We start from the raw sequence: 13382 nt of genomic DNA, 5'->3' as shown, positions 1-13382 counted from the left end.
ATGTTATAAGGCTGTCCCGGGACGGAGACACCGCGCCTCAACGAGGTACCGGTGACACTCCGCCCCATTTGTACTGGTTCTGCGCAAACACCCTTCACGCAGGTCGAGACCTCCGGATGACTCCGTCTTTGGACGCACCGTCCCCGTCACCGCGCGGCTTCAAGATCCTCTCCGGCACGGCCAATCAGCCGCTCGCGGAAGAGGTGGCGAAGACGCTCGGCACCGAGCTGTGCAAGGTGACCTGCACGCGTTTCGCTGACGGCGAGGTGTTCGTGCGTATCGACGAGAATATCCGCGGTGCGGACGTGTTCGTGCTGCAACCCACGAATCCGCCGGGCGAAAATGTGCTCGAGCTTTTACTGCTGATCGACGCCGCGCGCCGTGCCTCGGCCGCCCGCGTGACCGCGGTGCTGCCCTACACCGGATACGCCCGGCAGGACCGCAAGGATCAGCCGCGGGTCGCCATTGGCGCCAAACTCATGGCCAACCTCATCGAGACCGCCGGTGCCGATCGGGTCCTCGGTCTCGATTTCCATGCGCACCAGTTGCAGGGCTTCTTCGACGTCCCCGTCGATCATTTGTACGCCGCCCCGGTGTTCACGAACTATTTCCGCAAGAAGGGGCTCAAGGACCTGTGCGTCGTGGCCCCCGACGTGGGATCGGCCAAGATGGCGCGCGGCTTTGCCAAGCGTCTCGACGCCACCTTCGCCATCATCGACAAGCGACGTCCCAAGGCCAATGTGGCCGAAGTGATGAACGTCGTCGGTGAAGTCGAAGGCCGCGATTGTCTTATCCCCGACGACATGATCGACACGGCCGGCACGGTGTCCGAAGCCGCCCGTGCCCTGAAGAATCTCGGTGCGAACGACATTTACGTGTGCGCCACGCACGCGCTGTTCAGCGGCCCCGCCGTGGAACGGTTGACGAACGCACCGATCAAGGAAGTCGTGGTCACCGACTCCATCAACCTCCCGCCCGAGCGTCGGTTTCCGTCGCTGCATGTACTGTCGGTGGGCGAGTTGCTGGCGAAGGCGATCCGATTCACGCATGCCGACCAGTCGGTAAGCGTACTGTTTGAATAACAGCAGAGTAGGGAGTAGGGAGTAGGGGGTACCCCGTACTCCCCACTCCCTACTCCCTACTCTGCTGTTATCCAATGGCCGGGCCGACCATTTCCGGTTACTCCCGAACCACTTTTCTCAGAGGTCGTTTCAATGTCTACCGCTTCTCTCTCGGCGTCCGTTCGCACCGAAACCGGCAAGGGCGCCGCTCGCAAGATTCGTCAGGCCGGCAGTATCCCGGCCGTGATCTACGGCCACGGCCGCGATCCGCAGTCGCTCACGATCAACGCGCGCGACACCGACAAGCTGCTCAAGAGCATCGCGATCAGCAGCACCGTGATCGAGCTCGCCATCGATGGCAAGAGCGCCCGCACGCTCATTCGCGAAGTGCAGCGCCATCCGTTCAAGCGCACCATCACGCACATCGACTTTCAGGAGCTCGTGGTTGGCGAGACGGTGTCGGTGCAGATCCCGATCGTGTACGTCGGCGTGCCTGAAGGCGTGCGTCTCGAAGGCGGCCTGCTCGACCAGATCATGCACCAGCTGCATGTCGAAGTCGATCCGTCGGCGATCCCGAACCACATCGATGTCGACGTGTCGGCGCTGAAGATCGGCAACACGCTGCACGTGTCCGATCTCGTGCTCCCCGCCGGCGTCAAGGTGCTCGACGAAGCGGGATCGACGGTCTGCATCGTGCAGGTGCCGAAGGTGGCCGTGGAGCCGGTGGTTGATGGCGCCGCCGAGCCGGAAGTCATCCGCGCGAAGCCCAAGGCCGACGAGAAGTAAGCTCGGCCTTCGCTCGTCTTCGTTCGATCGTACGGGGCGCGGAGTCCGTTCAGCATGGTTACCCCACGCTGGCGCATTCCGCGCCCCGCCCGTTTACCCCTGCGCATGAAAGTCATCGTCGGACTCGGCAATCCCGGCCGAGAATACGAACACACGCGACACAACGTGGGCTGGTGGCTGGTCGACCACCTCGCCCGGCACTGGCATTTTGATCCCTGGCGAAAAGATGGCGACGCCGTCACCACGCAAGGACTCGTCGGCGGCAAAAAAATCAAGCTCGTCAAGCCGCAGACGTTCATGAACCTCAGCGGCGCGGCGCTGCGCCCGTATCTCAAGCGAGAAGGCTGGACGGCGGCCGACGATCTCATGGTCATCGTCGACGAAGTGGCCGTACCCGCCGGCGAATATCGCTTGCGCGCCGCCGGAAGCCCCGGTGGACACAATGGGCTCAAAAGTATCGAAGCCCACCTCAAGTCGCCCACCTATCCGCGACTGCGCATCGGCATCAAGCCGGTCGATGACCGCCGGCCGATCGGTGACTTGGCCGACTTCGTACTGCACACCATGCCGCGCGACGAGCGCGAACTGGTGGAAGCGCTCTACTCGCGCATGGTCACCGCGCTCGAGCTGTGGATCGCCGACGGCACCGAGAAGGCCGTGAGCACCATGGGACGGTAAGCGCTCAGCGCCTGGCGCTGATGTGTTGTTTCGTCCACAGGACGACCACCGCGCACTGATTACCCGCCGTCTGAAAGCGCGCCGGCGCCTGCATCTCGTTGTTGAAGATCTCGACCGCGGCGATTTCGTCCTTCGGCAATCGGGCAATCAGGTTGTCGGGAGTATTCGGCTCACGCACGGCGTTCACCCACAGCGATGCCATGCAGTCACCGCGACCACGGATCACGAAGTCCCCCGGGGCGCGCCCCACCTGCGTCCGAATGCCGGGCAACAAGTCGAGCGCCTGACGGGTGCGGTCGTACTTCGCGAAATGCGTCGAGTCCACGAACCGTCCAAGCCCCGACACTTTCCGCTCGTCGAGCTCCGTGGCATCCCGCGACTTGATGCGCGTGGAGCGGATGGTCACCTGCTCCACCAGCGTGCCTTTCTCAACCAAAACCTCCAATCCGGTTACACCCCTTTCGAGCACGTCGAGCTGCTTGGCCACCGTCACGTAGCCGATCTTTCGTGCCGACACCATGCGGCTGCCGGTCGGCACATCGCTGATCGTGAAGCGGCCATTGGGCCCCGACAGGATTTCCGTTTTGAAGCCGCCGAAAGTGACCGTAGCAGCCGGCACCGAGGCGCCGTTTTCGTCGACCACCCGACCCTGCACGGTGGCCGTGGAGGCCGGACCGGCGGTCGCGCCGAGTAGCAGATCCACCCGACGCAGCGAGGCGGCGTCGGCACCCACCAGCACGTTGTCCGTGCGGAACTGCGACGACGACGCAACCAGCGCCGCCGGACCGAATTCCTGCACGCCGCAGAAGATGTAGCTGCCCAGCGAGTCGCTGCGCACCGTCATTGTTTCGAACGTCGGCGTGGTGTCGAGCAAACTCTTGACCGCCTGCCACTGCAGCACGAGTCCAACGCCTGCGACGCGCGTCGTGGCATCGGCCGCCATGGTGGACCCGAAGAGAATGCCACCCATACCGTTGGCGGGTCGACGCTGTCCCAGGCAAAGCCGCGTCCAGGCCGTGTTCATGCCCGGCGTGGCGACGATAGGACGTTCCCACGCACCGTCACCGGCCGGACGAGTGGCGATTAACTCACCAAGTCCGAGTCGGTCGGCTCGTTCGTGAAAGGCGACGAGACGCATGACGCGCTGCGCGCTGTAGATCGTGAAGCGCCCCAGCGAGTCGCTGGCCGCCGACTCACCGCCGGGTTCCGCCGTGATCAGCGCGCCCGCCATCGGACGGAACGCCAGACTGTCGTAGGCGAGTCCGCGAATCGTGTCGGGGCGTTGCGATCCGGGCGCGATCTGCGCGCTCACCGACGGCCCGACCCAAAGCCCCGCCAGCACGAATGACGACACCGTCACCGACTGCCAGAATCCACCACGTATCACGCGCTATCCCCGAAGAAAGGTCTTGGTCCGACTGAACCTACACCCGTCATCATACACCGGCCGACCGGAATCGACCGAACGCTGCGCCGGCCGCTGAACGGCAGCAGCGAAAGCCAGATCAATAGCCAGAACAACGACACCACGAATTTCACGGGCAAGGCACGGAATGAGATAAAAAGCGCAGCACGGTGGATCTTGTCCGTGTTGCTTGATTGTGATCGGTGGTATCCGTGGTCTAGCGGTTGCCGTTTTTTCGCAGAACGCGCAACGTTCATCCATGCTACCCCAATCTCCGGCTCGCAGCCTACTCCTCGCCAGTTTCGTGATCGCCGCCACCGCCTGTGGCACGAGCGACAAAACCACGGCGGCATCGGCATCAACCGCCATCCTCGGCGCCGTCGAAGTGATCCCCAGCCCGGCACCGCCCGGCAGCAAAATGCCGTTCGTGATCGCCGACGACAGCGGTGCCGCCTACGTGTCGTGGACGGAACAACGCGCCGACTCGTCGTTCGCGATTCGGCTCGCGAAGTGGAACGGCACCACGTGGGATTCGTCGCGCACCATCGCCGCCGACCGTCCGTTTTTCGTGAACTGGGCCGACTTCCCCGCCATCACGAAACTGGGCAATGGCGACCTCGCCGCGCACTGGCTGGAGCGCGAAGGCACCGGTACCTACGCCTACGGGATTCGCTCGGTTCGCTCGAATGATGACGGACGGAGTTGGAGTGCGCCGGTCACGCCACACACCGACGGTCTGGAAGCCGAGCATGGGTTCGTGTCGTTGTGGGCCGACGGCGGTCGCAACGTCGGCCTCGTCTGGCTCGATGGACGCAAAAGCGCCATGAAAGACTCTACGCGCGAAATGACCGTTCGCACCGCCGTGGTCCGCGATGACGGGACCCTCGCCAAGGAGACGGTGCTCGACGCGCGCACCTGCGATTGCTGCCAGACGTCGAGTGCCAAGGGATCGCTGGGTCGGGTGATCGTGTACCGGGATCGCTCCGACAAGGACATCCGCGACATCGCCATCGTGCGCGAACTGGTCAGTGGCTGGAGTCCGCCGGTGCTGGTGCATGCTGACGACTGGTACTACCCTGGCTGCCCCGTGAACGGGCCGCAGGTGGCCGCCAGCGGAAAAACGGTGGTCGTCGCCTGGTACACCGCTGCCCACGACACCGCACGCGTGCTGGTGGCCACCTCGACCGACGGCGGGGCCACCTTTGGCGCGCCGGTACGGATCGATGAAGGAGATCCGATTGGCCGCGTCTCGATAGTACTCGACAGTCGGGCCGAGCCGATTGTGGCGTGGCTCGAACAACGCACGACGGATGAAGCCGAGGTCCTGGTGCGTCGCGTGACTGGTGCAACGGTCGGTGAAACCCGCAGTCTGGCCCGTACGTCGGGAGCACGGCAAAGCGGCTTTCCGCGACTCGCGGTGCTGCGAGATACGCTGTTGGCAACCTGGACGACCACGAAGCCCTCACCGCAGGTCCACGTGGCGCGACTTCCTCTTTCTTCGAGTGCTCGATGAGGTCAGCTGTGTTCACGACCGTCCATCACACGCTTCGCCTCGGTGGCCTGTTGGCGATCGGGACGCTGGTGTCGGTATCCGGGGCCACCCTATCCGAGGCGCAGGACACGCCCAAGCCGCAGCCCGTGGCCGCTACCGCGGCTCCCGTGGCACCACTTCCGCTCAAACTGGCGCCGCGCCCTACCAAGAGCGCGATCACGGCCGACGACCTCATGACGCGGCTGTACATCTTCGCCGACGACTCGCTGATGGGCCGTGATGCCGGCACCGAAGGCAGCTTCAAGGCCACCGAGCTGCTGGCACGCGACGCCAAACGACTTGGCCTTCAGCCGGCCGGCGACAGTGGCACGTTTTTCCAGACGCTGCCGCTCAAGAGCAAGAAGGTCGATCCGCTATCCGCGTTTATCGCGGGCGGTGCATCGCTCGAACTCGGCAAGGAGTGGGGCTTCAAGGGCGGCAGCACGATGACCTTCAACGACACGCCGGTCGTGTTCGGCGGCGTGATGGGCGAGGCCTCGTTGCTTTCGGCCGACTTGGTGGCGGGAAAGTTGGTGGTGCTCACCGTGCCCCTGTCGGCCATTCAGCAGTCGGTGGAAGGTGACGTTGCTGTGCCCGCCGGCGCCGCGGGCATTGTGCTGGTGGTGCCGCAGCAGGCAGCGGGCATCTTTGGCTACGTGCTGCGCCCCAGCGTGTTCGTGGATGATCCGGCCTTCGGTGGTCCGCGCCTGTTCGTCGCCTCCGGCGCGATCGCAAAGTTATTCACGTCGCCGCTCAGTGATCTGAAGGCCGGTACCCTTGGCGCAACCGTGACCGTGAAAGCGATCCTCGACGTGACCCCGTCGCCGTTCCCGGCACGCAACGTCATCGCGATCTTGCCGGGGAGCGATCCCAAGCTCAAGAACCAGTACGTCGCCGTGGGCGCGCACAGCGATCACGTGGGCCGGTCGCGTCGCGCGGTCGATCACGACTCGGTGTTGGTGTTCAACCGGATCGTGCGTCCCGGTGGCGCCGAGAATGACGACAAGATGGGGAATGCGGAACAGTTTGCACGGATCAACGCTGAGCTGGCGGAGATGCGAAAGTCGAGTCCCACCCGTCTCGATTCGATTTTCAACGGCGCCGACGACGACGGCTCGGGCTCAGTGGCGGTTCAGGAGATCGCTGAACTGCTGTCCACCATGAAGACCAAGCCCAAGCGCTCCACGCTGTTCGTGTGGCACGTTGGTGAGGAGAAGGGATTGTGGGGCTCGAAGTTCTTCACCGAGCACACGACCGTTTCACGTGACTCGATCGTCGCGCAGCTGAACATCGACATGGTCGGCCGTGGCTCCGCCACCGATCTCACCGGCGTGTCCAAGGAAGGTCAGGAGCTGCGCGGCGGCCCCGACTATCTGCAGCTGGTCGGTTCGCGACGCTTGTCCACCGAACTCGGTGATCTCGTCGAGAGCGTGAACACCACGAAAAAGCACAACTTGAAGTTCGACTACGGCATGGATGCCAACGACCATCCCATGAACATCTACTGCCGCAGCGATCACTACGAGTATGCCAGATGGGGCGTCCCGGTGACGTTTTTCACGACCGGCGGCCACTCGGCGTATCACCAGCTCACCGACGAGCCGCAGTACATCGACTATCCGCACATGGAACGGGTAGCGAAGCTGATTGCCGATGTGGCGATCGACCTCGGGAACCGAGCCGGGCGTCCGGTGGTGAACCAGCCCAAACTCGACCCGCGGGGGGTCTGCAAGCAGTAGTCAGACGTGGCCCTGTGGCGTATCCTTTGTGGTTATTCCACCTCCCGGTGACCCAGGGCACGAGTCCGGTCATCCCAATCCCCTCCAGCCACACCGACATGTTCGACCAACTCCCGCTGCTGTCGTTGGGCGCGGGCGTCGTCGGCCTCATCGCGACGTTCCTGACCTTCGGCGGTATTCGCCGTCTCTCCCCCGGTACGCCGGCCATGCAGGAACTGGCCGGCGAAATCCACGTCGGCGCGATGGCCTTCCTGCGCGCCGAATACGTAGTCCTCCTGCCCTTCCTGCTCATCGTCGCCGGCCTGCTGGGCTGGGCGATCGGTGTGAAGACGGCCATCGCCTACATCATCGGCGGCCTGCTCTCGGTGGCCAGCGGCTGGATCGGCATGCAGGGCGCCACATCCGCCAACGTCCGTACGGCCGAAGCCGCACGTTCCAGCGGCCAGGCGGCCGCGCTCCGTGTTGCGTTCAGCGGCGGGTCCATCATGGGCCTTGCGGTCGCGTCGCTCGGGCTCGCCGGCATCGCCATCGTGTTTGCGTTCCTCGCCAAGGGCGAGATGACGAACGATGCCAAGATGTTCTCCGAAATCATCTCCGGCTTCGCGATGGGCGCCTCGTCGATCGCGCTGTTCGCGCGCGTTGGCGGCGGCATCTACACGAAGGCGGCCGACGTTGGCGCCGACCTCGTGGGTAAGGTCGAAGCGGGGATTCCGGAAGACGATCCGCGCAATCCGGCCACCATTGCCGACAACGTCGGTGACAACGTGGGAGACGTGGCCGGACTAGGCGCCGACATTTTCGAGAGCTACGTGGGCGGCATTGTGGCCACGATCGCCCTCGCGGCCACCAGCACGCTGATTCCCGAAGCAACGCGCGTGAGCGCAATGCTGCTCCCGGTGGCGTATACAGCGGCCGGACTCGTGGCGTCGCTGATCGGCATTTTCGCCATGCGCATTCTCGCCAAGGGAGATCCGGCCAACGCGTTGCGCCTGGTCACGTTCATTGCGGCAGGCCTGTTCCTTGTGTTCGCGTATTTCATCACGGCGATCGTACCGCTCGGGATGACGATGGCTGACGGTACCGCGCTGCCGGCGCTCGGACCGTTCTTCGCGGTGATTGCCGGAACAGTATCGGGCATTTCGATTGGTCTCGTCACCGAGTACTACACGGCGGCGGGCCCGGTGCGACGCATCGCTGAAGCCTCACAGACGGGTCCGGCCACGAATATCATCGCCGGCCTCGCCGTCGGGATGGAAAGCTGTATCGTGCCGGTGCTGCTGATCTGCGGAGCGATCTGGGTGTCGTTCACGTCGGCCGGCCTGTACGGCATCGCGATCGCTTCGGTCGGCATGCTCGCCACCGTTGGTGTCACGATGTCGGTGGACGCGTATGGTCCGATTTCGGACAACGCTGGTGGTATCGCCGAGATGAGCCATCTCGGTCCGGAAGTCCGCAAGATCACCGACGGCCTCGACGCCCTCGGCAACACCACGGCCGCGATCGGCAAGGGCTTCGCCATCGGGTCGGCGGCCCTCACGGCGTTGGCATTGTTCTCCGCCTATGCCTCGGCCGTGAACCTGACGACGCTCAACCTGATCGACCCGATGGTCGTGATCGGCATGTTCGTGGGCGGCGTGGTGCCGTTTTACGTCGGCGCCGCGACGATGACCGCCGTGGGTCGGGCGGCGCAGGGCATGGTGGAAGAAGTCCGTCGTCAGTTCCGCGAGATCCCGGGTCTGCTCGAAGGCAAGCCAGGCGTGAAGCCCGACTCGGCGCGGTGCGTCGAGATCTCGACCAAGGCCGCCATCCGCGAAATGATCGCCCCGGGCCTCGTGGCCATTTTGCTGCCCGTTCTCGTGGGCAAGTTCCTCGGCGTCACGGCGCTGGGCGGCCTGCTGGCCGGTGCGACGGTGACGGGCGTCATGATGGCGTTGTTCATGGCCAACGCCGGTGGCGCGTGGGACAACGCCAAAAAGATGATCGAAGGCGGCATCCTGGGCGGTAAGGGCTCCGATCCGCACAAAGCCGCCGTCGTGGGTGACACCGTGGGCGATCCGTTCAAGGATACCAGTGGACCCGCGATGAACATTCTCATCAAGCTCATGAGCGTGGTGAGTTTGGTGCTGGCGCCGTGGTTTTTGAGGTAACTGCGAAGTAGGGAGTAGGGAGTAGGGAGTACGGGGTACGGAGACATTGTCTTCGTACCCCGCTTCATTTTGTCGGGCGCCGTGTGGACGCCTCGTGCTGCGCACGTACGCTTCTCGGGAGCGCGATCAGCATACGGCGGATGGCGATCGTCTCAGCAGCAAGCGTGTCGTGTACGTTCGGCGCGATCACGCCGAGCCGCTTCGCGAATGACAGATGGCTTTGCGACTCCGATGCTGACGCGACGGCGATTTGCAGGTACCTCGCCAACTGAGGGCGCGTCCCCGATCGACAGCCTTCCGCGATCGACGCGTGAATGGACGCTGAGCTTCGTGCGAGCTGGGACTGGACGTCCCGATACGCGCGCACGCCTTCGACTCGCAGTGCGGCGCGCACGTCCACGGCGTAGTCGAGCGCCCGACAGTACACCAGCAGTCGTTCGGGATCCTGAATCGAGTAGTTATCCACCCCGCCAATGTGCGCCCGCCAGGGCCGCATGCCGCACCATTCCATCGCCCCCCACTACATTTCACCGCGGATGGAGCGCCCCGCGTCTCCCTACCCCCCACTCCGTACTCCCTACTTCGCTTTTATAACGTGCTCCAACTCGGCATCGTCGGCCTCCCCAACGTCGGCAAATCCACGCTCTTCAACGCCCTGACCTCGGCCAAGGCTGAAGCGGCGAACTACCCCTTCTGCACGGTCGATCCGAACGTCGGCATGGTGGAAGTGCCCGACGCGCGTCTGGCGAAACTTGCCGAGATTGTGCAGCCCAAGCGCACGCTGCCGGCGGCGGTGCAGTTCGTCGATATCGCCGGGCTCGTGAAGGGCGCGTCGCAGGGCGAAGGGTTGGGAAACAAGTTTCTGCAGAACATTCGCGAGACCGACGCGATCGTGCACGTGATTCGGTGCTTCGCCGACGACGATGTGACACACGTCATGGGTTCGCCGGATCCGGCGCGCGATAAGGAAACGATCGAGCTGGAACTCGCCCTGTCCGACCTCGCGGTCGTAGAAAAGCGTTTCGACAAGGTGAAGCGGGCGGCGAAGGCGAACGACAAGGATGCGCTCGCGGAAATGCCGGCGTTGGAAGCGGCCTTCGCGGCACTCTCCGAAGGCATGCCACTGCTTCGCGCGGGGTTGTCGACCGAACATCTGCACTCGCTGGCGGGGCTCCAACTGCTCACCGCCAAACCGGTGCTTTACGCAGCCAACGTCACCGACGCCGAGTTGGCGGGTGACGAAGGGCCGTATCTGAAGGCGTTGCGCGCGGCCGTGGCAGCCACTGGTGAACATGCGGAGATCGTGGCCTTCTCGGCGAAGATCGAAGCCGAACTCTCGGAGCTTCCGCCAGAGGAGCGCAGTGAGTTTCTGGCGTCGCTCGGCATCGAAACGGCGGGCCTCGATCGACTGATTCAAGGCGGCTACCACCTGCTCGGCCTGCAGACGTATTTCACCGCTGGTGAGCAGGAAGTGCGCGCCTGGACGATTCATCGCGGGGACACGGCGCCGAAAGCGGCGGCCGTCATTCACACCGATTTCGAGAAGGGCTTCATTCGCTCGGAAACCGTGTCGTATCAGGACTTTATCACCCACGGTGGATGGAAGAACGCGCGGGAGAAGGGGGCGGTGCGTTCGGAAGGGAAGGAGTACGTCGTGCAGGACGGCGATGTACTGCTGTTCCGCTTCAACGTCTAGCCGACCCTTTTCGCCCGACATGGGTAGCAGGTCGCCATGAGGATCGTATCGATACGCACGGCGCTGGTCGCCGCGGTGGTGCTCGCGGGCGGTACGTTCCCGCTCGCGGCCCAAGCCCCGGACACAGCGGAGAGTCGCGTGGAACAACGACTCCCAGCCGGGGCGCTGTCTGTGCCATTCAAGGTGGGCGAACGGCTCGATTACGAAGTGCGCTTCGGCTCGCTCAAAGTCGGCAACGGTAGTATGGAAGTGCGAGAAATCGCCGAGGTTCGCGGTCGTGCAGTCTGGCATACGATCTTCAAAATCAACGGCGGCATTCCGCTGTATCGCGTGAATGACGTGTATGAGTCGTGGTTCGACGTGCGCACGCTGAATTCGCTGCGCTACCACCAGGATGTCGACGAAGGGAGCTACGAGCGCAGGCGTCGCTTCGAGATTTTCCCCGAGCGCGGTATGTTCAAGGAGAACGATCGTCCGGAAGAACCGACCGTGGCGAGCCCGCTCGATGACGGTTCGTTCCTGTATTTTGTGCGCACATTGCCGCTCGAAGTCGGCAAGTCGTACGAGTACGCGCGCTACTTCAAGGCGGCGGGAAATCCGGTGCGAATTCGCGTCGTGCGCCGCGAAACAATCACCGTGCCCGGCGGGACGTTCAAGACCGTGGTGCTGCAGCCCACGTTTCAGACCAAGGGCATCTTCAGCAAGAACGGCAAGGCTGAAGTGTGGATTACCGACGACGATCGCCGCATGATGGTGCAGATGAAGTCGAAGCTCAGCTTCGGGTCTCTCAACCTCTATCTGCGCGGCGCGAGCGGCACGAAGTAGCGGCTCACGGCGTCAGGGCGCCGCGCGGCTGGCATCAATCGTCGAAGAACTGTTCGCTGCGGTGCTCGTCGGCGCGCACCAACGGAGTCGCACACTGTGCGTCATCGTGGCGGGTGGCGTTGACCCACGTCTTCACCTGATACGCGTGCAACGTGCCGTCGTACGGCCGGAGCAGACTCGCCGCGTCGGCGGGCGACGTGTCGGGGTCGAGCCAGGCATCCACGTTGCTGAGTGGCAGAAGGACGGGCATGCGATGGTGAATCGGCGCCATCGTCGCATTTGCCTCGGTCGTGATGATGCAGCAGGTGAGCACCGGGTCGGCAATGGGGTCGTGCTTGGGCTGCCACCGATCCCACAGCGCGGCCATCAGAAACGGCTCCTCGTCAGGAAGGCGGATGCACCACGGCTGCTTCCCTTGGTGACCAGGCACCACCTGCCATTCGTAGAATAGGTCGGCCGGCATGAGCCCGCGCTGGTGCTTGAACGCCGCTCGGAAGGCAGGCTTCGCGGCAATGCCGTCCGCGCGGGCATTCGCGAGTTTGTGGCCGATGCCTGGGTCGTCAGCCCAGAACGGGATCAGTCCCCACTTGGCCATGCCGACCTCGCGCACTTCGCTTGCCTGCATCACCAGCGGCACCACTTGTGACGGCGCCACGTTGTAGCGGGGAGCGAGTGCGGGAAAATTGACGCCCAGAGGGAGCGTCCCGAGTCGCGCGGGGTTGCCGAAGCCGTATCTGCCACACATATGCACCCAATGTAGGGCAGGCTTCCCTTCCCTTCCATCCCCAGTCGGGCTAGGCTTAACGGCTCATCTGGAACTGATCACCGTTCCTCTGACCCTCCTCCCGCGGATCGGCACTTCGGGGGGCACCTTAGACCACAGGGAGGATTGCCGAGTGGCAAAGCTCAAAATCCGCCGCAACCCTACGCGGCGTTACGAAGCCGTGTATATCATCGATAGTGCAATCGAAGATGCGGCCATTCTGGAAAAGTTGGACAAGCTGCAGAGCCTGTTGAATCTCGCCGCACCGGCTGAGATCGAGCATTGGGGCCGTCGCCAGCTCGCGTACAAGATTGGCCGCCACGACACCGGCTACTACGCGATCGCCCGGTTTGAAACGGCTCCGGCCGTGCTTCCCGAGTTCGAGCGTGCGCTCAAGCTCGATGAAGGGATCATCCGCTATCTCATCTCGCTGGCCGAGCATGAGCTGGGTGCCCCGAAGCTCAGCGATGAAGAGCTCGCTTCGCGCCGTCGCGCGGGCGATGACGACGACGACGACGAGGATTAAACCATGCGCCGCCAAAAGAAGCCCTGCCCTATCACGGAAGCGGGCATCCGCTACGTCGATTACAAAGATGACCGTCTGTTGGCCCGTTTCATCACGGACTACGGCAAGATTTTGCCGAGCCGCCTGAGCGGTGTCGACGCGCGTCACCAGCGTCAGCTCTCGAAGGCCGTGAAGAAGGCGCGCTTCCTCGCGCTCCTTCCGTATGTGAAAGGACAGACGGGCTGA

The 13382-nt window shown here is 63.9% G+C and carries 13 protein-coding genes; 10 read left to right on the top strand and 3 right to left on the bottom strand.

Annotated features, from left to right (window positions below; genetic code table 11):
- Positions 1-116 precede the first annotated feature (116 nt).
- The 3 genes from ACLL97_RS12435 (at position 117) to pth (ending at position 2525) form a co-directional block, all read left to right on the top strand.
- Complete coding sequence (locus ACLL97_RS12435; protein ID WP_411280790.1) at positions 117-1082, top strand: ribose-phosphate diphosphokinase; 966 nt, start codon at positions 117-119, stop codon at positions 1080-1082.
- Positions 1083-1214: 132 nt separating this feature from the next.
- Complete coding sequence (locus ACLL97_RS12430; protein ID WP_411280789.1) at positions 1215-1847, top strand: 50S ribosomal protein L25/general stress protein Ctc; 633 nt, start codon at positions 1215-1217, stop codon at positions 1845-1847.
- 105 nt (positions 1848-1952) lie between these two features.
- The gene (gene pth, locus ACLL97_RS12425) at positions 1953-2525 is read left to right on the top strand and encodes an aminoacyl-tRNA hydrolase (RefSeq protein WP_411280788.1); all 573 of its coding nucleotides are present in this window, start codon (positions 1953-1955) and stop codon (positions 2523-2525) included.
- A 4-nt stretch (positions 2526-2529) separates the two neighbouring features.
- On the opposite strand, the gene ACLL97_RS12420 is transcribed toward pth, so the two are convergent.
- Positions 2530-3912 (bottom strand): carboxypeptidase-like regulatory domain-containing protein, encoded by a 1383-nt coding sequence (locus ACLL97_RS12420; RefSeq protein ID WP_411280787.1) that lies wholly within the window; start codon positions 3910-3912, stop codon positions 2530-2532.
- Positions 3913-4189: 277 nt separating this feature from the next.
- Between ACLL97_RS12420 and ACLL97_RS12415 the strand changes: the two genes are divergently transcribed.
- From ACLL97_RS12415 to ACLL97_RS12405, 3 genes are all read left to right on the top strand, one after another.
- A complete protein-coding gene (locus ACLL97_RS12415; protein ID WP_411280786.1) occupies positions 4190-5443 on the top strand; it encodes a sialidase family protein in 1254 nt (417 codons plus the stop codon).
- Positions 5440-7200, top strand: a complete 1761-nt coding sequence (locus ACLL97_RS12410; RefSeq protein WP_411280785.1) for a M28 family metallopeptidase — start codon at positions 5440-5442, stop codon at positions 7198-7200. The genes ACLL97_RS12415 and ACLL97_RS12410 overlap by 4 nt, the downstream gene beginning before the upstream one ends.
- Positions 7201-7298: 98 nt before the next feature.
- On the top strand, positions 7299-9347 hold the full coding sequence (locus ACLL97_RS12405) for a sodium-translocating pyrophosphatase (protein WP_411280784.1): 2049 nt from the start codon (positions 7299-7301) through the stop codon (positions 9345-9347).
- 64 nt (positions 9348-9411) lie between these two features.
- On the opposite strand, the gene ACLL97_RS12400 is transcribed toward ACLL97_RS12405, so the two are convergent.
- On the bottom strand, positions 9412-9843 hold the full coding sequence (locus tag ACLL97_RS12400) for a four helix bundle protein (RefSeq protein WP_411280783.1): 432 nt from the start codon (positions 9841-9843) through the stop codon (positions 9412-9414).
- Positions 9844-9942: 99 nt separating this feature from the next.
- On the opposite strand from ACLL97_RS12400, the gene ychF reads away from it, so the two are divergent.
- Together ychF and ACLL97_RS12390 are read left to right on the top strand one after the other, a co-directional pair.
- Positions 9943-11043, top strand: a complete 1101-nt coding sequence (gene ychF, locus ACLL97_RS12395; RefSeq protein WP_411280782.1) for a redox-regulated ATPase YchF — start codon at positions 9943-9945, stop codon at positions 11041-11043.
- A 36-nt stretch (positions 11044-11079) separates the two neighbouring features.
- Positions 11080-11868 carry a DUF3108 domain-containing protein gene (locus ACLL97_RS12390; RefSeq protein WP_411280781.1) on the top strand — a complete coding sequence of 263 codons (789 nt, stop codon included), beginning with the start codon at positions 11080-11082 and terminating at the stop codon, positions 11866-11868.
- 34 nt (positions 11869-11902) lie between these two features.
- Here ACLL97_RS12390 and ACLL97_RS12385 read toward each other — a convergent pair whose 3' ends face one another.
- Complete coding sequence (locus ACLL97_RS12385) at positions 11903-12613, bottom strand: SOS response-associated peptidase (RefSeq protein WP_411280780.1); 711 nt, start codon at positions 12611-12613, stop codon at positions 11903-11905.
- A gap of 151 nt (positions 12614-12764) precedes the next feature.
- On the opposite strand from ACLL97_RS12385, the gene rpsF reads away from it, so the two are divergent.
- Positions 12765-13157, top strand: a complete 393-nt coding sequence (gene rpsF / locus ACLL97_RS12380; RefSeq protein WP_411280779.1) for a 30S ribosomal protein S6 — start codon at positions 12765-12767, stop codon at positions 13155-13157.
- Between the two features lie 3 nt (positions 13158-13160).
- On the top strand, positions 13161-13382 hold the full coding sequence (gene rpsR, locus ACLL97_RS12375) for a 30S ribosomal protein S18 (protein ID WP_171224949.1): 222 nt from the start codon (positions 13161-13163) through the stop codon (positions 13380-13382).

The sequence above is a fragment of the Gemmatimonas sp. genome (genome assembly GCF_046594945.1).
Taxonomy (GTDB): Bacteria; Gemmatimonadota; Gemmatimonadetes; order Gemmatimonadales; family Gemmatimonadaceae; genus Gemmatimonas.
This window is presented reverse-complemented; position numbering and strand designations above follow the sequence as displayed.

Excerpts from the sequence above, each read along its gene's own strand:
- ACLL97_RS12435 (WP_411280790.1), top strand. The coding sequence starts at position 117 with ATGACTCCGTCTTTGGACGCACCGTCCCCGTCACCGCGCGGCTTCAAG.
- ACLL97_RS12430 (WP_411280789.1), top strand. The coding sequence starts at position 1,215 with ATGTCTACCGCTTCTCTCTCGGCGTCCGTTCGCACCGAAACCGGCAAG.
- pth (WP_411280788.1), top strand. The coding sequence starts at position 1,953 with ATGAAAGTCATCGTCGGACTCGGCAATCCCGGCCGAGAATACGAACAC.
- ACLL97_RS12415 (WP_411280786.1), top strand. The coding sequence starts at position 4,190 with ATGCTACCCCAATCTCCGGCTCGCAGCCTACTCCTCGCCAGTTTCGTG.
- ACLL97_RS12410 (WP_411280785.1), top strand. The coding sequence starts at position 5,440 with ATGAGGTCAGCTGTGTTCACGACCGTCCATCACACGCTTCGCCTCGGT.
- ACLL97_RS12405 (WP_411280784.1), top strand. The coding sequence starts at position 7,299 with ATGTTCGACCAACTCCCGCTGCTGTCGTTGGGCGCGGGCGTCGTCGGC.
- ACLL97_RS12400 (WP_411280783.1), bottom strand. The coding sequence starts at position 9,843 with ATGCGGCCCTGGCGGGCGCACATTGGCGGGGTGGATAACTACTCGATT.
- ACLL97_RS12390 (WP_411280781.1), top strand. The coding sequence starts at position 11,080 with ATGAGGATCGTATCGATACGCACGGCGCTGGTCGCCGCGGTGGTGCTC.
- ACLL97_RS12385 (WP_411280780.1), bottom strand. The coding sequence starts at position 12,613 with ATGTGTGGCAGATACGGCTTCGGCAACCCCGCGCGACTCGGGACGCTC.
- rpsR (WP_171224949.1), top strand. The coding sequence starts at position 13,161 with ATGCGCCGCCAAAAGAAGCCCTGCCCTATCACGGAAGCGGGCATCCGC.